This window comes from Paenibacillus sp. UNC451MF (assembly GCF_000686845.1).
Lineage (GTDB): Bacteria > Bacillota > Bacilli > Paenibacillales > NBRC-103111 > Paenibacillus_S.
Genome location: NZ_JMLS01000003.1, coordinates 182723 through 203988, shown reverse-complemented (window position 1 = coordinate 203988; position 21266 = coordinate 182723). Strand labels below are relative to the sequence as shown.

14 protein-coding genes are annotated in these 21266 nt (G+C 48.3%); 1 reads left to right on the top strand and 13 read right to left on the bottom strand.

Annotation, left to right across the window (positions count from 1 at the left end; all coding sequences use genetic code 11):
- Positions 1 to 73: 73 nt before the first annotated feature.
- The 3 genes from BP97_RS0106420 to BP97_RS0106410 are packed head-to-tail and all read right to left on the bottom strand — an operon-like array spanning position 74 to position 4901.
- A complete protein-coding gene (locus BP97_RS0106420) occupies positions 74 to 1873 on the bottom strand; it encodes a copper amine oxidase N-terminal domain-containing protein (protein ID WP_028548356.1) in 1800 nt (599 codons plus the stop codon).
- Positions 1874 to 1922: 49 nt separating this feature from the next.
- Complete coding sequence (locus BP97_RS0106415) at positions 1923 to 3704, bottom strand: stalk domain-containing protein (protein ID WP_028548355.1); 1782 nt, start codon at positions 3702 to 3704, stop codon at positions 1923 to 1925.
- Between the two features lie 60 nt (positions 3705 to 3764).
- Positions 3765 to 4901: a glycerate kinase gene (locus BP97_RS0106410; RefSeq protein WP_028548354.1), complete on the bottom strand. Its 1137-nt coding sequence runs from the start codon at positions 4899 to 4901 to the stop codon at positions 3765 to 3767.
- Positions 4902 to 5169: 268 nt separating this feature from the next.
- Here BP97_RS0106410 and BP97_RS0106405 point away from each other — a divergent pair, with 268 nt between their 5' ends.
- On the top strand, positions 5170 to 9036 hold the full coding sequence (locus BP97_RS0106405) for a hypothetical protein (RefSeq protein ID WP_231506230.1): 3867 nt from the start codon (positions 5170 to 5172) through the stop codon (positions 9034 to 9036).
- Between the two features lie 239 nt (positions 9037 to 9275).
- On the opposite strand, the gene BP97_RS0106395 is transcribed toward BP97_RS0106405, so the two are convergent.
- The 10 genes from BP97_RS0106395 to BP97_RS0106350 form a co-directional block, all read right to left on the bottom strand.
- A complete protein-coding gene (locus tag BP97_RS0106395; RefSeq protein ID WP_051620411.1) occupies positions 9276 to 10385 on the bottom strand; it encodes a Gfo/Idh/MocA family protein in 1110 nt (369 codons plus the stop codon).
- Positions 10386 to 10406: 21 nt separating this feature from the next.
- Positions 10407 to 11660, bottom strand: coding sequence for an extracellular solute-binding protein (locus BP97_RS0106390; RefSeq protein WP_028548351.1), 1254 nt, complete (start codon positions 11658 to 11660; stop codon positions 10407 to 10409).
- Positions 11657 to 12112 carry a MaoC family dehydratase gene (locus BP97_RS0106385; protein ID WP_028548350.1) on the bottom strand — a complete coding sequence of 152 codons (456 nt, stop codon included), beginning with the start codon at positions 12110 to 12112 and terminating at the stop codon, positions 11657 to 11659. Before BP97_RS0106385 ends, BP97_RS0106390 begins: the two co-directional genes overlap by 4 nt.
- 4 nt (positions 12113 to 12116) lie before the next feature.
- Positions 12117 to 13274 carry a CaiB/BaiF CoA transferase family protein gene (locus BP97_RS0106380; protein WP_028548349.1) on the bottom strand — a complete coding sequence of 386 codons (1158 nt, stop codon included), beginning with the start codon at positions 13272 to 13274 and terminating at the stop codon, positions 12117 to 12119.
- Positions 13271 to 14437: an extracellular solute-binding protein gene (locus BP97_RS0106375; RefSeq protein ID WP_028548348.1), complete on the bottom strand. Its 1167-nt coding sequence runs from the start codon at positions 14435 to 14437 to the stop codon at positions 13271 to 13273. Before BP97_RS0106375 ends, BP97_RS0106380 begins: the two co-directional genes overlap by 4 nt.
- A 106-nt stretch (positions 14438 to 14543) precedes the next feature.
- Positions 14544 to 15893 carry a four-carbon acid sugar kinase family protein gene (locus BP97_RS0106370; RefSeq protein ID WP_028548347.1) on the bottom strand — a complete coding sequence of 450 codons (1350 nt, stop codon included), beginning with the start codon at positions 15891 to 15893 and terminating at the stop codon, positions 14544 to 14546.
- A gap of 51 nt (positions 15894 to 15944) precedes the next feature.
- Entirely contained in the window at positions 15945 to 17198 is a 1254-nt protein-coding gene (locus BP97_RS0106365; RefSeq protein WP_028548346.1) for a ribulose-bisphosphate carboxylase large subunit family protein, read from the bottom strand.
- A complete protein-coding gene (locus tag BP97_RS0106360) occupies positions 17195 to 17872 on the bottom strand; it encodes an aspartate/glutamate racemase family protein (RefSeq protein ID WP_028548345.1) in 678 nt (225 codons plus the stop codon). Before BP97_RS0106360 ends, BP97_RS0106365 begins: the two co-directional genes overlap by 4 nt.
- Positions 17873 to 17892: 20 nt before the next feature.
- Entirely contained in the window at positions 17893 to 19884 is a 1992-nt protein-coding gene (locus tag BP97_RS0106355; RefSeq protein ID WP_028548344.1) for an alpha/beta hydrolase family protein, read from the bottom strand.
- Positions 19885 to 19904: 20 nt separating this feature from the next.
- A complete protein-coding gene (locus BP97_RS0106350) occupies positions 19905 to 21215 on the bottom strand; it encodes a Gfo/Idh/MocA family protein (RefSeq protein ID WP_028548343.1) in 1311 nt (436 codons plus the stop codon).
- Positions 21216 to 21266: the final 51 nt, after the last annotated feature.

The following is a 21266-nucleotide window of genomic DNA, read 5'->3' as shown; positions in this document are numbered from 1 at the left end:
CGCTTCTCCTTCTCCCACCTTAATCCAATCGCTGCCTATAGTATAACCTATATTTGCCATACAAAAAACGTGTTTATTTATCATCCAAAGGATAAAAAATGACATCCACAGGAAATGCCGAGCCAGCGGCAGGAGTAAATTCAATATCCAAGGATGGTTCCGTACCATCGGTTCTGGCCAAAATGGTATATCCTTGGTAATCCATCATAACTCCTGACGGAGGTGTTTGAACAATGCGGCCATTTACTTCAAACGGACCTTTGAACACACCGCCTCGCGGCAGCAGCAGAACTGACATTTTGCGCGGGTTATCGATATGAATCTTATAAACGACGCCATAGTTGCCCAGATTCAACGAGTCATGCTTTCTGAAAAAGTCGTCGCCAGTAACAAATGGATCTGACGTTCCATCGCCAATGGCCAAGCTGGACGGCTTGGTGAAAGATTTGGCATCCACGTTCCAAGATACATCAGATCCGTCAAACGTACCTCTTACATTGCCTGTGTAGTCCAGACGGTCGTACATTCCGATAGAACTCAAGTCGGCTCCCGCATCCATCGCTACGAAGGAGAAATATACTTCTCCATCTGTCTCCACATCATACATCACATTCATCCCTTGACCCGGGAAAAATTCAGGCATTTTCTTATAATAAACGGTTTGATATGGACCTACTGTGATTGTTTCCGGTTTATTGCCTTCATCTTGCAAGAATTCAATGGAGGCTTCGTTCCCTATCAAGTTTGCATAGATAGAAGGGTATACTTCCCCCGCTCGCGTTGTTGTGACCTTGACCGTTTTATCTGGATTCGGATTACGAACCACGATAGCGAACTGGACCTTCTCATTCATCCCATTAACATGGTCTGCATACAATCTAGCTTTCCCGTTTACCTTCTCTTGATATAAAAATCCCTTCTCCGTAAAAGTCTCCGGGCTATCGCTCACAATGAGTGGACGATCCTTGGACAGCTTGGCCACGTTAGGCAGCGACGGGATGTCTCGTAAATATTTACGAAGCGTCGCCTCTTCATCCTTCACAAAGGTTCCTACTGGCTCATGGTACACTTTGTACTCAAACGGATCGAGATAAGGCTCATTTACGATCTCAACATTACGGGAAAACGTTTCACTCTCCGTACCTTTGCTATCCGTCACTTGAAGCGAAACTTTAAATAAACCCGGTTCGAAAATAGCCTCTGCCTTCCCTGTCCAATTGACGCTAGTAATCGCATCCCCATCCGGATCAAAGCTGGTATCGGAATAAATAATAGGCTCACCGAGTCGATATTTCTCCTTATTTACGGAAAACTGTGCAATGGGCTTTGTATTCGGCATGGTGTCATTATGAAAGGCTCCATCAGCCGGCATTTGAATGTACAGCAGATCGATTCTTTTGAGCTCCTCGTTAACGGACGCTTTAAAATTGATATAACGCTCCAGCCATGCCATTGAAATGTATAAGCGATCATTTATCAGAGTAGCCGCTTTTTCAAAGCTGGCTGTGCTTCCATTGACTTTCAATTGCTTACTTGGAAGCTGAAACTCGGCAAATGCGGAGGGTGTTATCAGATGAACGCTTTGGGTAGACTCCTCCCATTGCACTGAAGCCCCAAGCAACGAAGGTAGGCTCACTGCAGGAAGATAAGCTTGTCCTTTCACTTCCAACACCGGCGCTTCAAGCTTCAAAGGCTTTCCATTCAAAAAAGCCTCATCTTTACCAATATATAACAATGATGATACACTGCTTGGCACAGCCTTTATTACAGCCGTTTCCGATGCGGCCCACGCGGACGAGGAAGCAACTGGCAGTGATGCTGTCGATAACATTAGCGCAGTACATAAAACATACCATTTTTTTGCAAACAACATGCTGATTAAGAACTCCTTCGATATAAAGTTTGAATAAAGTATGAAACAATTATTTCGTGTTCAATGGATACAGCACCAAATCAAGCGGGAGCTGAGTATTTCCAGCAGACATCCATTCGATTTCAACTTGTTTCTCCGTACCTGTTGTCCGATACAGCAGCAAGCCGTCATTTGTGGTCAATCCGCCTGCTGGAAAGGGCACAACGTTCCCATTCACACGAACAGCTCCTTGGACGAATCCATTTCTTGGATGTATGGCAATCGCAGTCTTCTCTGAGTTATCCAAATAAATTCGGTAGCGGACTCCTGAATTGCCCTCATTTACACGGGATTCCTTGGATAGTGAATCAACACCTGTTAACAAAGGTTCGAATGAAGAGTCTCCGATTCCGAGCTTCGTCATTTCCTTTAAGGTGCTTTCATCGATCTGCCATGAAACCTCAGATACCGGGTATGTACCACTTACAGATTCCTGTTGTGATATGACTGGATAGCTGCCTAAATCATAAGTAGTGTCGCCAGGCTTGATCATCAGATAGGATACACTGACTTCCCCATCGGTCGTTACATCGTACAGGCCTTGGTAGACTTGACCAGGATCAATGTCCTTGCTTAACGTGTAAAAAGCAGTAGAACCGGCTTCAACTACCATTTCTTCATCCAGCGGTTTGGAGCTCAAAAAGTCCTCCGCCGTTTTATTCGATCTCACAGCACCATAAATGGATGGATTCGGTTCCGATTTACGGGTTGTTGTTATATGTACAGCTTTCTCGTTATTGTTGCGGATCGCGATTGCAAAACGAGTAGTCTTGTCCGTTCCGTTCGTAAACTGCGGATTCAACCGTGCCGATCCTTTGACTTTGTCCTGATACAAATAGCCTAACTGACTAACAGGATGGACGCTTCTCCCCATGATTAGCGGACGGTCTTCGGGTTGACGAACCAGTGCCGGCAGCTTTCTCTCGGAATTGGCAACTGGGCTGAGCAGAGCTTTGCCCGCTTGAAAGACAGTTCCTCCGTTACTGTAATAGTAAGGAAACGCTTCACGTTCAAGATAAGGTACATCCAATACGGTTACCGAGCGTGTGAAGGGCTCACTGACATTTCCTTTACCATCCTTAACACGGAGCGTAACAGGATAAGTGCCAGGCTTATAGAAGGCCTCTTTATTCCCTTCCCATTCATAGTCGGGTAACCCCTCTGCATCCGGGTCATAGCTTAAATCAACATAATCGATCTTCTCACCCAGCCGATAAGCCGATTTACCAAAAGCGAACAGTGCAATCGGTTTCGAATTAGGCTGAGCATCGTCTTTTATCAAATCCGATTCCTTATACGCCGTCGATGGTGTACCGATGAAGCTTAACTCCGCGCTTTGCATATCCGATGCCAGCTTGTAGATTAATCCGGTATAATCCGCAATCCAGGATAACTGAACGAGCAAGCGATCATTACGAATTTGTGCTGCAGAAGCAAAATCTTCCGCCTTGCCGTTCACTTGAATCAAGCCGTTAGAGGCGTCAAACTCGATAAATGCCTTCGGAGTAAGCAGTCCGACCTTATTCGTGTCAGCATTCCAATCAAGCTTTAATTGAAGCGTTTCCGCGAGCCATCTTACCGGGACATAGAAACGATCGTCAATGAGGGCCGCTGGCTCTTCAAGAACCTGCGGTTGTCCGTTGACGACAATACCGGTTTTCTCTGTGAACAATTGAATGTGCTGCTGAGAAACTGAAACGGCTCCTGCCGATGTGGGAAGCATTAATCCTACTGCAGCTACTGTGCTAAGTAAAGCTCCTGCTTTGAACGATGAAGTAATATGACGAAGCATGAATAAATAACTCCTTTTTATACCGTGATAATAATTAACACTATAAATAATTAATATACCTTATTTTCTTCCTCCGATAAATAGCCTGACCACTCTCTCCGCTGCATCGGCAGCCAATCGTGAGGCTTCTTGCATGGATTGCTCAAGCGCCATTGGCTTATCTACCATGGAAAATACGCTGATAACACCGCTGTCGTACAAACACTCGATTCCTTTACCTATGGAACCCGCAATCAAAACACAAGGTACTCCGTTACGTTGAGCTGCTTTTGCCACCCCATAAGGGGTTTTTCCGCGTTCCGTTTGAAAATCGCATTGTCCTTCACCAGAGAGCACCAAGTCAGCACCTTTTAAATGCTTCTCAAGCTGAGCTGCCTCGATTACAATTTCCACTCCTGGCTTAAGCTCTGCGTTCAAAAAAGCGATTGCCCCGCCCCCCATTCCTCCAGCTGCGCCTGCACCAGGAACGTTAAGGATCTCTGTACCGACATCTCTCCGTACGATTTCTGCAAACTTCATCAAACAGGAGTCCAGGCGGGTCACCATCTCAGGAGTAGCTCCTTTTTGCGGGCCGAATACGGCACTTGCTCCATTGGAGCCACAAAGAGGGTTATCGACATCGCATGCTACAATAAAGCGGCTATCTTGAACTCTAGGGTCCATCTGACCTATGTCAATCGCATCTAATTCTCCCAAAGCATCGCCGCCAAATCCAATAGGCTGACCAGCCTTGTTCAACAGCTTCACTCCTAACGCTTGAGCCATTCCGGCCCCACCGTCGTTAGTTGCACTGCCTCCAAGACCAATAATGAAAGATCTGCAGCCCTGATCGAGGGCATGCCGAATGAGCTCACCCATACCATACGTGGTAGTGAGCAGCGGGTTTCTATATTCTTTATCAATCAAGTATAAACCTGAGGCTTCGGCTACTTCTATAACGGCTGTGCTTCCATCCCCCAGTATACCGTAAACAGCTGAAACAGGCTCCCCTAATGGACCTTGAACGGAAACCGTATGCAGAGAACCCTCAGTAGCGTCGACCAAGCTTCTCACAGTTCCTTCGCCGCCGTCCGCCATCGGTACCTTCACAATATCGCAATCGGGTATTGCTCGGCGAATCCCTAGCTCCATCGCATCACAAGCGTCTTTAGCGGACAGGCTTCCTTTGTAAGAATCTGGAGCCAAAACAATTCTCATTGCTGCGTCCCCTTTCTTTCTCCTTTTTTCCATAGCCTTATTATGCCATGTATTAAAACAGCGCGTCCATACCAACCGCCAAATCTATCCTGCAAAAATGAGTTATTACCAATATTGTCATAAATCAAGCTGTCATCAGAAGGATAATCAGGATGGATAGCCGTTAAAAGCTACTAAATGGCATGATCCTCCCATAGATTGGCCTACCGCCCTTTATTATGATAAAAGACAGGGATACTCAATAGGAAACAAAGGTGTGGTGATAACAATGATCTTGTCTGAACTGCAAAAAAAGTTCGCCCAAGCCGATCCCCGATTCGGACCTGTTCCCTTCTGGTGGTGGAGCGCCGAGGAAGTAACGGAGGAACGGGTTCGCTGGCAAATGCGCAAGTTCTGGGAAGGCGGGCTGCGGAACATCGGCATCATTAATCTGGCGCCTACTGGTCCGCAATATGGTTCTGTTAGCGATCGTCCTTCGTTTGCAAGTGAGGATTGGTGGCGCATGTTCGAGGTTGCGCTTCGAGAAGCGGAACGCCTCGGCATGTACCTTTGGTTTTACGACCAAATTGGATTTTCGGGCTCGAACATGCCTGCTCGAATCGTTACCGAGCGACCAGAAACAGCCGGATATCAGCTTCGCAGATTTTTGCACGATGAAGAAATTCCCGCGTGTTCGGAAGTGTTGCACGAAGCTGGGGATTACGTGTACGCGGCGGTTAGGCAAGGCTTCAACTGGCTGGACCCTGCCGCAACGAAAGAATTAATCAATCGTGTTCATGGGGAGATGGATCGCCGTTTTCCCCATGATCTCGGCAAAACAATAGCAGGCAGCTTCCAGGATGAGCTCCCCCCACTTCCCTTATGGACACCAGAGCTTTCTTTCCTCTATAAGGAACGATTTGGTGAGGAACTGGGACCGCTTCTTCCAGCGTTATATGAACCTCTGGACGGATACGCCCATCTGCGCCGTCGAGTGTACCGTCTGGCTGCAGAGCTTGCGGAGCAATCGTTCTTTATTCCACTTGGAGCATGGCACCGTGAGCGGGATATGCTACTGTGCTGTGATCAAGCGGGTCCAGCGAGAAGAGCAGACCCTCACGGGGCTCAGCGGCTTTATTTGGATTATTTTCGGACTCATCGCTGGTATAATGCACCAGGAAGTGACATGGACGGCGAGATTAAGCCGCATTCGTCGATGGTTCATTTGCATGGCGGCAACAGGGTATTCCTGGAAGCATTCCATTCAAGCGGCTGGGGCGGCACGCTGGAGGAAACGATGCACTGGCTAATCCCGTGGCTTCAAGCCGGAGCTACGGTATATAGCCCTCATTCGATTTACTACAGCACGAGGGGCGGCTGGTGGGAGTGGGCTCCCCCTGACACAGGATGGCGTCAGCCCTATTTCGAGCACTATCCAGTCTTCGCGGATACGATCAGCCGCCTTTGCTTCATGCTGAGCGAGGGAACGCACGTCTGTGATATTGCAGTCCATTACCCTTCCTATGCGGTTTGTGGACATTTATCTTTGGCCGACGGGAAAAAGAACGAGCACCCGATGGGAATCTCTAACCGGGACCCAAATGAGGAAGTAACCCGGATTCAAAATATCTACAAACAAATAACTGGAAGCTGGAGCCGTCGGGATCATAATCAACCTGGAGCACTGCGAAAAGCACAGCTTGATTTCGATATCGCAGACGACAGCGCGTTGCAAAAAGCGATCCCTGAGGGCGATAAGCTGAAAATAGCTGAGGAGCGGTTTGCTGCCTTGCTATTATGCGGAACGACCCTTATGGATGATGATGCTCGATCCCGTATAGAAGCCTGGTTGCAGGGAAACGGCTTCGTCATCGCGGTAGGAGTGCCGGAAGCGGAGCAGGATTTGGCGGGAGCGATCTATGTCGATTCGGCGGAGGAGGCAGTCGCGCTGATCGAAGCGCGTGTGCCTAGGCGAGTGGAGGGTCAGGGAGAATCTCTGCACCGCAAAACGACCGACTCTGAAGTATACCTGCTGCTTCCGGAGAACGGATCATTGTTAAGAATGCATCAACCGGCAAGCCCGGATACGATATTCCCCGAATCAACCGTATATCGTTTAAGAACTGACAAAGTGCCACAGCAGTGGAACCCTGTCAACGGCGATATGGAACCCCTCGATTATAAAAGAGAGGGTGAATGGATTGAATTACAGGTGTCCTTCCGTTCATGGCCAGCGGCATTGATAGTCTGCGTGGAACCGAGTACCGTAGGTGAGGCTATGGATCCAGGCATAGCAAATGATATAGTCTTCCCCTCCCCGTTTCCTGCCATAGTCGGCAGGACTGGAAATGTGAGCGAAAGCATGGAGCTGCCTCATGAGGATTGGCGCATCCGCGTAGAACCCACGTTGGATAACCGATACGGAGATTTTGACTTGCATGGAAGCGGAAATGGATATGTACCCATCGAACGCCGCAGCATGAGTGTAAGATTGGAGAAGGAATCTATCGAAGGGGAAAGCTCCGGATGGCATCTGCCTGGTTTGGATGAATCCGATTGGCTTACTAGACTTTGGAGTGAAGCCGCTTATTGGCAGGTGTGCCGAGGCGAGGAATTCAATGAAGCACATTCCGTACTCAAAGTATACAGCAGTGTGTTCGGTGATCTATCCATGCGCTCCTGGGCTGGTCGGATGGGACGTGTTCCGCGGCGTTTTCTTAATTTGGGCGAATTTGTTAAGGGGGAGTACGTTTGTGCCAGAACATTTGTTATTGCACCAGCGTCTGGCCGTTACTGGATACGTACAGAAAGTAATTCGAATATGACAGGGACTGTCAATGGCAAGGAAATCGACTGGAGCGGAGGACCTGAGGAGCAGACTGCGTGGATTGATTTGCAAGAAGGGCACAATGAACTGTTGTTAAAAGCACAGGCGATCGGCAAAGGCTTGTTAAGGGCTGCGGTTGAAGTGAACGAGTCAGCACATCCCCCGTTACCCAAATGGCTGTTCACTCGAAATCCAAATTTTCAATCCAGTTTAACAAAGCATATCGAGTGCAGTATTGACTGTCCAATCCAACGTGTGCGTATCGTATTCGCAGCACGCGGCAGAGCAGTGATGTACGTAAATGGAGTCAAAGTAACCGAGCACGGTGATTTCAACCCTTATATCCGGCAAGGTCAAGAAGAGGTTGATGTAACCGAATGGTGGAAAAACGGAGTAAATGAAGTTCGATTTGCATTGCCCGAAGGCAAAGGTGAAGTATTTGCAGACGGTGTAATTGAGCTTCTCAATGGCGATACGGTAAGTTTCTTTACTGGAGAGGATTGGACGGATGAACAGGGCCATGCTCCAGGTGTTCATCATTTCTCCGTCCTTCAGTTTGCAGAGACAGAGTCCCTGTGGATCACACCGAGGCCTCATCCGCTTCCGCGAGTTGGCTGGCTTATGCCCGAATCCGTTCCCGATACACAGCCGCTCCCCTTTGTCGCTGACCAGGATAGTATCAGCCGCCCGGTCTGGCTTCGCTTCCCTCTTCCCACAGGTGCGAGGAAAATGCGGATAGAGTGTACCGGAGACCTGTGTGTATGGATCAATGGTGTTGAGACTTCCGTGCGCGATGGACTCATCGAGTTCGCTGTACAACCAGCTGGGGCTGCAGCTGCCATCCGAATCAATCCTGTTGGCTCGAACACAGAAGCGGCTGTTCTGCTCGCACCGATACGCTTCGAGACGGCCCCTGCGCAAGGAACGCTGGGGGATTGGCGAACGGCGCTCCATCTTCCTCATCACAGTGGAGCGGTAGAATACGAAACCGTAATTAACAGTACGGCGCTCCATGGTGCTGAACTGGACCTGGGACATGTAAGAGGTACCGCTGAAGTATGGGTGGACGGCCAACCACTAGGTGTACGCCTCTGGAGACCCTACCGGTTTACATTGCCCTCTTTGCATGAAGGTGAGCATCGAATTCGGCTTCGGGTGACAAATACATTAGGCACTCACTATGAAATCGGCAGGCCGACCAGCTTGGTGGGCGGAAATCCTGATGTTATGTATTGGAACCGGGAGCGGACCGAAGAAGAGCTTGGCTGGCAGGAATGGTTCCCGAGCGGCGGTCTCTACGGCCCCGTCAAGATTGTGAAGCATACGTAAAAGATATATAGTTAATAGCGCCCTAATAGAATTATCCATTTATTTCCATATTGAATCAGTATAAAACAAAAGACGACCAATCTAATTTAGATAAAGGTCGTCTTTTGGCCCGTCTATATTAACATCCAGTAAAACTAAATTATTGATGTTTGTCCCATCCTTCAAACGATTGAGCACACCGAATCCTTGCATGCTGGGATTATTTCTTTTAACAGTTAATAATATGGTTCCTTCCAAGTTCATTCTAAGATTTCCTGCAAATAGACCGGCCTGTTTTCGGCCATGGAGCGGTACGCGGCAAAAACCGTTTGTAGGGTAATCAAATTATCTTTGATACTATTTTCCGGCTCTCGGTCTTCTTCAATGGCCCTCATCAATTCTCCCATTGTTCCCATAAATGCATGAGGAAACCATCTGCCTTCCAGCTGTGGCGTGTACATACAGCCCCGTTGCAATCGGTTGCTGTACAAGGATACCGTGTCTTCACGACCTGAAGGATAATTGTATAAAGCGCCATTCGTCCCTTTGACCGTCCCCTCCGTCCCTTCAAATCGAAATGTCGCGTACCAATCGTCTTGGGGCATTCCGTTATTGTGATTATCATGGATCAGCGCACGCGCATCTCCTGGAAATTTAAGATGGATCATGGTACGGGTTTCCCCCCGATACGGTTGATTAGGGAATCGGGCTCCGTCCGCATATACATATTCCGGCTGCAGACCGAGCACATAACGGACGGAATCCAAATAATGAATGCTGTGGTACATGATCTCCAAAGTAGCTATTTGAGTTAGCCATGGCCAGTTCTCCCATGGCGTACGGACATTTACTTGAATAGAAGCTTGAAGAGGCTCTCCGAGCCATCCCCGCTTCACGATAGAATGGCTTGCCTGAATACCTGGAGACCACCGCATCTGCTGATTGACGGCTGCTTTGATGCCTGAAGAGGAGCATACATCAACTAAAGTCCGGGCTTCTGCATAGCTTTCCGCTAAGGGCTTTTGACAAAGAACATGCTTGCCGAGACGAGCCGCTTTTTTGGCAATGTCCGGTTGAAATTGGGCAGGCACTGCAATGTCCACGATCTGCACCTCAGGATGATGGAGGAGCTCTTCCAACGTCGTAAACACGATCATTCCCGGTACATTGCGGACTGCGGTCTCCGACTTGCGCCGATCCGTATCGTATATACCTACTACACGAAATCCGGCCATCTGATAAGCAGGTAAATGGGCTTGAACGACAATTTCTCCAGCACCTACAATGCCAATCCCTCTAGTCAAGTCTGTCGGCAGTTTTGGCTTATACTCTATGTCTAAATGACCTTCTGTCCCGTCATTCAACTTCATCTCATCCGCCTCCATTTCTTGTCATCCGCAATAACCTGCTCGAGCCAAAATGTTATCCACCTGTTCTGCCGCATGAGTTAAAGCCTCCTGTACCGGAGCCCGAAGTCGCATTGCGTCGTCAACCATTTGAGACAATACCTCATTAATGGCCGGATACTCCGGAATCGGGAGCGGACTTTTGACATTCCGATGCACGGTCTCCAGATGCTCGTAATACGGAAACTGCTTTCTTACCTCCTGATCGCGCCAGGTAGACAGACGCGTCCCATTCCCGCCGCACAAGGATGTAGCTTTATCCATCTTCGCTGATGCGGTTTCCTTTATAAACTGATATGCCATATGCCTGTTTTTACTGCCTGCAGCTATTGCCAACACCCAATAGATGTTCAACGACATATGAATGCCTTGCGGTCCATCTCCTCGAGGAATAAGCCCTGTACGGACTTTTCCCGCGATCTTAGACATGCCCGGCATTTCTGCAACGGCGGCGAACCCGGCCCAGTTCCACATCATCGCTATCCCGCCCTGCGCAAAGTAGTGCCCGCTCCTTACGCTGTCCATATCCAAAGCTTCAATAGGGACAACTTGATGCTTGTGGATCAAATCAACCATAAATTGCAGGGCTTCTTGACCGGCGGTTTGGTGAAAAGCCGCTTTCCAATCCTTGGTCAGCAGATCCCCGCCTCGACTCCATAGGTGGATCAAAAAATCATATACGTTATTATGACCATCAGGAAATGAAGCCGTTAACGCCCCGTACATCCCAGCATCCGGGCGTGTAAAAAAATGTGCGATATCGATAAATTGGCTCCATGTTGCAGGTACTTGAAGAGGATAACCAAATCGCTTCGCAAAATCCTCCTGTTCCAACGGATCATCGAACAGATCGCCGCGATAGATAAACATTTCCGGACCGTCGTGGTAGGCTAAACCGTAAATGCTGCCGTCCTTGCCTGTTTGTAGCCCCTGCATGCTGGAAGCCCATGCTTCCGGCCAACCTTCAGGCGGATCTTCGCTTAGCAACTCGTCAAGAGGAAGCAGAAGACCTTTTTGAATGGCTTCAGGCAGCCAGTCCGTGACACACAGAAACAGGTCATGTGTTCCTGAAGCGGCTTCCTCTCCGGTAACCATACGATCATAGAGCCGATGAATTTCTTCAAACTCTCGATCTACCTGCCAACCGGTCAGCTTTTCAAAATGTTCGGCCTGAACGGCAAATGAGGCTTCAAAGCCTTCAAATTGACGCGAGATGAGCCTCAACCGATTCGAATTCATGCTTCGGTGCCTCCCCGCTTCTTAACCATCAGCAGATGATCGCATACCAATACCATATCCCCATGCTGGTTAAACGCCTCACACCGCTCGCTGACGATCCCAAATTCGCTGCGTCTCGGATGATCTTTCTTCTCATGTACGGTCACTCGCACGCATATCGTATCTCCTATAAAGACCGGCTTAATAAATCGGAGACGATCATACCCGTACGAAAATGCTTCGGGATTCACTTCTGAGGCCGTCATACCTACCGCTACACTAAAAATAAGTGTCCCATGGGCAATTCTTTGACCAAAATCCTGCTGCTTGCACCATTCGGCATCCATATGATGAGGATAAAAATCACCTGTTTGTCCTGCGTGCATGACAATGTCCGTTTCGGTTATCGTTCTTCCGAACGACTCCCTTGCCGTGCCGGTCTCATACTCTTCATAGAACAGGGATCGAATCATTCGCTTATAACACCTCCGCTTTGATTCTGCTGTTATGCTCTCCGATTTTGGGGGCACCTACTGAAGAGAGCAGAAGATTGCCGTCAATACGAATCGGGCAGCGCGTGGTCGTAAGCTGTGCCCCGCTGCCGTTCACTGTCTGTTGGGTCATATTCAGCTGCCGGAACGCTTCGTGCTCCAGCAGCTGTTTCCAGTTCAGCACATCAGCGCACCAATAATCCGCCGGTTCCAGTCGGGAAATCCAGAACGCTGTCGGACGGTGTATCAAATGGTTTTTCAATATGTCTTTGATGTTGTCCCGATAAGCAAACCAGCTTGATGGATCCTTGAATGGTTCAAGCTGCTCACATTCCAGCAATTGACCCAGCTGTACTACCGAACCCATTGCCAAAGCCATGTAGCCGTCTTCCGTTTCGTATATTCCATAGGGAGCACCTAAATACGCATTCGCATTGTTCACCGCACTCCGCTCGGGAAGCTTACCCCCATCGTTCATATGGGTCGTTAACACCTCGAACTGAACATCGAGAATAGATTCCAGCAAGCTGACCTCGACAAGTCCGCCTTTCCCCGTAACGGATCGCCGAACTAAACAAGCTAGAATGCCTTGGACCAGATGAGCCCCTGCGAACATGTCGGCTACGGACAGCCCGAACGGAACAGGCGGCTGATTCGCGTCGCCGTTCAACCATGCCAGACCAGAAAGCGATTGAACAAGCAAATCCTGCCCCGGCTTGCTGCTCCAAGGTCCCGTTTTGCCATATCCAGTAATCTCGCCATATATAAGACGCGGATTCCACTCTCTTACCACTTCATAGTGTAAACCGATCCTTTCCATGACCCCAGGGCGGAAATTTTGTATCATGACATCCGCTTTCTCGATTAATGTACGTATCAGCTTTAAATCGTCGGGATTTTTCAAATTAGCGGAGATACTTTCTTTGTTGCGGTTAATAGAATGAAATAAAGTGCTGTCTCCATCCAGCTCCAGGTTAGAGACATAGAGCCGCCGGCAAAGATCGCCTCCATCCGGCCGTTCCACTTTGATTACTCTTGCACCGAGATCGGCTAAACGCAAAGCAGCGGAAGGTCCTGACAAAAACTGGGCAAAATCAAGCACAAGCAGCCCTTCCAATGGTTTGAACGAGGAAGTCGTTGTCATCCTAACCGCCTCTCTTTCGAAATGGTCAACGATTCACGATACAACCGGTTCATAAGCTCCCATATTCGTCTGGTATCTCCGCCCTGCATCATATATTCCTGGACATGATTCCCAGCTTGATCCTGAAAATGCAAATAACCGTTATAACGCGGTCTTACGTAGGCTCTGTCAAGGGCAGGAAGCGTTTGGCTAAAGTAAGACTGTGTCCAAAGGTTCGCCTCTTCATCGATCCATGCTTTTCGGTGGCCTGGCTGACCTCCGACCATCATATACATCGTACGCTGTATTTCCTCACTCGCTACGTATTGCGCATATCGCACCGCTAGCTCCTTATGCTTGCAGGCTGCCGAGACCGCGAGCCCCGTTCCTCCAAGTGTTGAACACAGAGGACCGTAATCCCCGTAAGTTACCAAATCTCCGAAGGTCAACGGCATTCTGCTGTAACCTGATCTGGCATAGTTAGAATAGCCGTAGGCGAACGGGCAATAGCCTACATCATTCCACTTAGTCATATGCTCATATACGGCAATTGGATTCATACGGAAAATTTCGGAACGACAGTTAGAAGCAAGCCCTCTTAAAGATTCCAATGCCGCTTGCCCGCTATCATACGAAACCACCGTTTCGACACTGCCAAACGGCTCTTCCCCATGGGCCAAGCACAGCATATAAAAATTCATAAGGCTGTCGATCGGAATAGCCGGAAAAATGACTAGGTTTTTTCGGGCAAGGTTTAGTAGTTCCTCCCAGGTAACGGGCACTTGCTCCTCTTCCCGTTCCAACACGTCGAATCGCCAGGAAGCAACAGGGGTGGCCGCATCTATCGCTAAAGCAGTCTGACTGCCGTTGAAATTATAACTGAGATGAGAGTGGCCTACGGAATTCGTCGCTTGGTTCTGCATATAATCATCCGGCAAATATTTATTCAATGACAGCAGCACACCGGACTCGGATGCGTAGCCTGCCCAAGGGTGATCTATAACTAATAAATCGTATTTATCCGTCAAAGCTTGTATTGGCGCGTCGGCAAATTGCTGCAAAGATCGTTTTTCCCAAAGAATGGTCACTTCCGGGACCAGCTCCGCAAACCTCTGCGAAGTAGCTACCATCGGGAGATAACCGCGCGTATGATCCCAAGTAATGCCTCGTAATACGATGCTCATAGTGTCCTCCTGGTATCAGTAATGTGAAAACAAACTAAGACTATCAACTAAACCTGAAAGCGATTTCCTTTTGTTCCATGCAACAACCTTTTCTCTGGCTGCCCATTTAAGCATATCCTCTTCGCACCTTCTCAAAAAAGTCAGCGGGACCCACTTGCCCGCCTTTAAGCACAAGCTCCAGCCCGTCAATTCGCTTATCTTCCGAGAAGGCTCTACATAGTGGTCCGCCTGGAACTGTGGATGCGATCATTTCCAAAGCATAAATATTCAATTGCTTTACAGCGAAGCCTGAGGTGTCTCCCCCTGCAAAAACAACCCGCTTTAAGCCAGTTAAAGCTATAAGCTCTCTCGATAAGTCACCTAAACATCCACCTATTACTTGCCCGCTTATTGCTTTGTCGTGACCTTGTTCCTTTAATATACTTTGCACTAAATCAATGGATTCATCGTTCGGTCCCATTGCCGTATAGAGGATGACGCTTTTTCCTGCTTTTAGCATTAGCTCAGCCTGCTCTAATAGCAGAGTGATCTTGTCTGACGAACGATCCAGCATATAAGCAGCAGGAATGCGAATCCCCTCATAGCCGTGTCGCAGCGCCCATTCGATTTGCTCGTGTGTCACCGGTGAGCAGCTGCCTGACACAACTAGAAGTTGCTCTACAGTTTCTGCTTGTTTGGATAATGGGTCGGGGTTCATGCTGCCTTTTCTATTCCAATGCTCAACAAGCGCGTATTCAATTCCTGAAGAACCGACCACAAATAATGGAGCCGCTTCGCTTTCGCGTGATATAATACCACCGATTTTACCAAGATGCTCTTCTGTTAGCACATCAAACAGCAAAATATCCGAGTTTTGGCTCAGTACCTGAGCATACCGCTCCTCCAGTAGAGAACCGTGCTGCTCCAAATCCATTACATTCATAAGTCCGATAGACTGATTAGTTTGCTTGCTTAGATGAAACCGTAGATCCGCTTCATTCATCGGAGTGATCGGATGTTTGCATAGGTTCGGATGGCGATCCAGCCTGACGATCCCATCTCCCGCAGCTGCAAAGTGATTTCCAAATACCGTATAGCGCCCTAACACAGGTGAGCCCGCCAAAACAGGAGTATAACGCTGCTCTGTAAACACTTCCCTTGCGATGTCGATAACTTTTCCAATACTTCCAGACGTAGGAGAAGAATCAAAGGTCGAGCATACTTTATAGTGCGTGATTGACGCGCCGAAGGCACGGAGCTCGGCCAATGCCGGCTTCAAAGTCATCTCCAATTGCTCGGTCGACAAGGTACGGGTCACACCGGCTACCCCGAAGCCGTCATACTCGGCGAACTTCTCATTCCATAACGTTAGCTCTGGTATATTCATGAATAAAATCACTCGCAGACCACCAGTCGTCAGTGCTTCCAAGACATCCGTGGAACCTGTAAAATCGTCTCCATAATAACAGATTCGCAATTTTGCTACCCTCCTCCATCCCTGACCTGTGCTGCTTAAGACTAGCTAAGATTAGCCTAATGTATCCAATGCCTGCTTCAATTCCGAATGGGTCCGTCCATATTCTTCCAATGGAATACCGGCAAGTGTTGCTTCCCAGCCCTGAACAAAGCTGCGGAAGCCGGCACCAAATCCGCCTGGGTGTCCATGAATCCCTCCGCCGGCTATATTTATCAAATCAACAGTCTTCATTTCTCGATATGTTTCAGGAGCGGAGCCAGCCCATTGTTTTGATGATAATACTGGGAGTGCTGTATCGTTCGCCTCAAACATGGGTGTTAAGCACTGCTGCACACCCTGGATGACAGAAGCATTATCTTCATAAAACTTATTGTTAAGTCCATTCACATGAAGATGATCCACCCCGCTCAACCGGCACAGCTTTTGATATGCCGAAAATGACATGCCCAGATACGGGTAGCGCGACATCATCCCCCATTGGTTACGATGTCCGTGGATGCACACTGGAGCATGCTTCCGTAAGTGAGCTACCCCTGCAAAACCAACACTGTTAATGCTCACCATGACGCAGTTACCCCCATACTGTACAACGGTTTCCAGATGGCGAAGCATCTGATCGATATCATCCGTAATGTTAAAGGCATACATGGTTTTTTTGCCGGTCCGATCCGCAGCGCGTTCAATTTCCTCCATGGCAGCTTTGACCCTCTCGGATAACGGCGCATAAGTCGGATTGCCATGGACTTCATCATCTTTTATAAAATCGATTCCTGACAAAGCTAACTCTCGAACGATTTCTCTTAGTTGCTCTGTCGGTAATCCGATATTCGGTTTAATAATAGTGCCGATAACAGGTCTCCCATATACGCCTGTAAGCTCTCTAGTACCCGCAATACCGAATCTTGGCCCTTCATACCTGTCTCGAAATGATGAAGGAAGTTCTAGATCAATCAGTCGTATCCCCGACAATTCTTCCAACTCATACAAGTTGCCTGCCACAGTAGCTAACAAATTCGGGATGGAAGGACCGATATTGTCATATGGAAAAGCAATCTTAACTATACCGCGATGATACAAGCCTTTGCTGCCAACTGGAACTTTAGCCCCAGGTAGTGCTGGGAAAGGCGAGCTCTCCAACGGTTGTATAGACAAAATCCGAGCGCGATGCCTCTCTTTCAGACTCTCCGTTTCATTGGCCAAAGGCATAAAGGTACCGGTGGATTGCTCGCTTACAATGATTTCACTGGCTTTGTCCAAGGTAAAGGCCGTCTCTATCCAATAGGTAGCGATGACTTGATCGTTCACGGTATGGCCACCTTCCCCAATCGTTCCAGCTCGGTTCTAACTGCCATTACGCCTAAACGTGGACTCGAATAAACAGGAAGACCTGTAACCTGCTTCAGCGCTTCTTCCATCCTGACCATCGAGCCTTGTGCCAACACAAGGACATCCACATGCTGTGCTACCGATTTGGCAGCTTCAAGAATTAAGCGATCGTGCTCCTCCGGCTGTCCAGCTACCAGTGCTTGGTACGCCCCCTCGGCTAGTGCATCTACTACATTAACGACACGATTCTGCCTTTGGGCCTCTTTATGCAGCAACCGTTTAGTCGGGTCCAAAGTCGTAGGCAGAGTGGCTAATACCCCTATGTTATGAAACTGCCAAGTCGCCTGCGAAGCCATAGCTTCATCAATTTTTATAATGGGAATATCGATCATAGGTCTTGCCCAATCCGCTACTTCTCCTACCGATGAACAAGTATTAAGAATGACATCTGCCCCAATCTCTTCAGCATGGCGATAATATTGCACAAGCCTACGCCTTACCGAAGGGACAACCTTACCATTCTGAATCACATCAGCAATAATACTGTCATCGATAATACTAACTAATCGGCTGCCCGGCATTTCTTCCCGAAATATCGGTTGAATACGTTCCGCCAATCCTTGTCCTGTATATATTGCAACTACAGTAGCCATATAGACTTCCTCCCTTTCGCTTAGCTTGCCGAATGGCTTATTAAAAGCTCAACATCGGACAGCCGTCTATCATCCTTAAGCCATTTATATACATCTGGAAGATCCAAATGACGAAGCATTCCAGGAATAATAAAGCTTAACGAATCCGTTTCATCGTAAAAAGGTTCTTTTATCCAGTCAGCGATGCTGCTCATGCAGTTCTCCAATCGGATACTGCCTACTCTCGAGTCCAATAAAGCCGCTAAACCGGCATACATCGCATACCGCCCGCTTCCATAAAGACGGATGTCACTGGAATCGATATTTTTCATTACAAACATTAATTGGATAGCCCGCAATACATCGTAAGTTCGTATGGCAGCCATACTATCTCCAAGCCACATCATTTCGTCCGTATGTCTATCCATAATGCCAAATCGTTTAAACGGCTTATCCGTTGACGAATTCAGATGAGGCAGAAGAGGCCCTATCCCTGTTGGATTTAACACCATGGCTATTCGACCAGAAGCACATGTTTCCTCAATCCATTGCGCATGTGTTTCAAGCTGGCTTGTCCCCCCATCCCAAACTCCAATAGTGACAGGAAGCCTTTGTCCATGCAGCTTTGAATCATAAAATTGCAGAGCATGATTCAACAATCCCGGCTGACTCCACCAAATCTGACGAAGTACCCATAGATGCTCTACTTCTCCACCTCCGGACGGGCGGGGATTGAGGTCGCAATTCTGTCTGTTATAAAATACGGTTTTCTTGAGCCATGCCATGGCTCGGTTTTTTCGTTCGATATCGGAAACCGACTGGCGAATATTCTCGAACTCTGCGAGTCTTTGCACATTTTCTGCAAATACGCTCTTGGCATGCGGCATTTCGCCGATGACTTGACCGCTGCGCGTACACCAAAGCTGATCGTTAGGAATCAATTGGATTTGATCATCCGATGGCGTTACAGCGCAGCTCAATAAATGTTTGGAAAAAAAAGCTGCAGCAGCCCGAGCCAGCGGTAGTGTAAATCGGTGAACATTTTCATCTTCAAAAATGCTCAGGTCGTTGCTGCGGCCATGCATTTCCCAAAATCGGCGGTTAATAGCTATGTTATGTCGTGGCCCTTCAATAGGAACCGAATCGTAGGTTGTAGCAAGTACAAGGACGGGACGTGGTGCCATTGCCAGCACGATGTCCTCATGATCGAAACCGTATGCAGAGAAGCCAGGCCATTTTTGCTCTGCATCCTGTGCCTTGCCGGTAAGTAAAAAGTATGGACGGTTCATGATGAACCCACCAGGTGCGGCTGCAGCGATTCGCGTGTCATACATCATCATAAGAGAGGTTTGCGTACCTCCACCTGAATGCCCGGTTACCCCAATGCGATTCGGATCCACATCCGGCCTTGTACATAAATAATCAATAGCCCGCACAGCATCATGGAGCATATATCGTGCAAGGCTATCTCCCAACGGCATGCATTGGCGACCGACGTTCTCATGCTCAGTTACGCTAGTCATCGGGGCTTGTTTCGTCTCGGGATCGTAGTAGCCGAATCGTTCCCCCTGTCCTACTGGGTCCAAGGCCATGACGATCAATCCGGCATGTACCAGGTAATGGCATACCGTTTGATATTCGTCACAGTGCTTGGCCTGTTCGCGATGTCCGCATAAGAGCAGTACTGCCCCCCTTGGTGCCGTTACGTCATCAGGAATGTACACATTAGCTGTGGCATAGGCTTGAGGTCTCGGTTCAAAGATGATTTTCTCTATGCGCAATCCGTTCCCTATAACCGTACCCATGAGTTGCGAATTCAACGGAGTATTACATGGAGGCATACCGCCTATGCATCGCTCCAATCCTTCACGAATTTCTTGCTGTCGCTGCGCTAGTGCTTGCTTGTCTTTAATAGCCGAGCGTGCTTCCTCTCCCTTTTTTGCTGCACGCATGGCCGATTCATAAACCCATCTTGGCAGCTGACTTTTTACGTCGAAGTGGGCGATGCCCACATTTTCCAATTTATCATACACTTCCCTTTTTCCCCTTTCGATCATTTAGAATATTCTGCTTGTTCCGGCTCTTGTGAGACCAGCAGGTCTGTTATGCGTATCGGAACGCCCGATTGGGCCGACTTCCAGATAGCCTCACCGGTCAGTACTGAATAAGCTCCTGCTTCAGCACCAGCCATAATATCATAAGCACGAAGCGGATCGGCACCCAGGAATAAATCTTCCAAGAGCAGCGGGTCACCCCCACCATGACCTCCTGCACGAGGAACTACATGGATTGTTTCTTTTCCCCCGAATAAAGGGAAGTAATCAATCGTTTGCTCAGGTACGTGATAAGAAGCCCTCTTGGACATGACTTCCTGAGTTTCAATTCTCCCTTTGGTCCCGTTAATAGCTAATCGGTATCCTTCATACGGCAGCGAAAAATTGACCGAGTAGCTGAGTATTGCGCCCTTATCATACTTGATGACAGCTGCATATGTATCCTCAATATCAATCTCCGAATCAAAAATACAGCCGTCTGCCCGATATCCGTTATAAGCACTCGGCTTCTTATCGATTTGAGTCAAATGATCGTCTTCGGGTACAATCTCTTTACTTCGTGTGGACCATCGCATGAAATAAGTACAATTATGTTTCAGACGACAGGTTCCACAAAAGCGTCCGTCTTCTTTGGCGGGGTTGAGCTCACCTTCGGGACCAAAATAGTTAAGGGCCCCATAGGCGAAGGCCTCGATAGGCTTCTGATCAATCCACCAATTGATCAGATCGATATGATGCGTACTTTTATGAACGGACAAGCCGCCGGAGTGCAATCTTTTGCGGTTCCAGCGTTTAAAGTAGCTTGCACCGTGATACGTATCGAGGTACCAGTTCAAATCAATTGAAGTGATTTTACCGATTTTACCTTCTAGGATGATTTCTTTGATTTTAGTATGAATGGGGGAGTAGCGATAATTAAAAGCAACGTACAGCCTTCCCCTGCTGTTATTCTGCGCATCCAAAACGCGCTTGCAATCCTTTCCAGTCGTTACCATGGGCTTCTCCGAAATAACATCCAGATGATGTTCCAGGCCTTGCACAATATAATCGGCGTGGCTGTGATCAGCACCCGCTACAATCACAACATCCGGTTTCGTTTCCTCTATCATCCGTTCGAATTGCTCGGGAGCATACACAGGCAGCCCGCTTAGTGAAGGAAACTTGCGGAAGCAGTTGGCGAACCTGGCCGGATCCGAGTCGAGCAGCCCAACAATTTCACAATAAGGCTGGAATGTATCCAGCATGGAGCTGATAAACATTCCGTTCGCTCTGGTGCTGACACCGCAGATAACATATCTTTTTCTTGCCAAGTTGTTCTACCTCCCATCTTCTCTAAAGTATACAAAATGGGCGAATGCAAT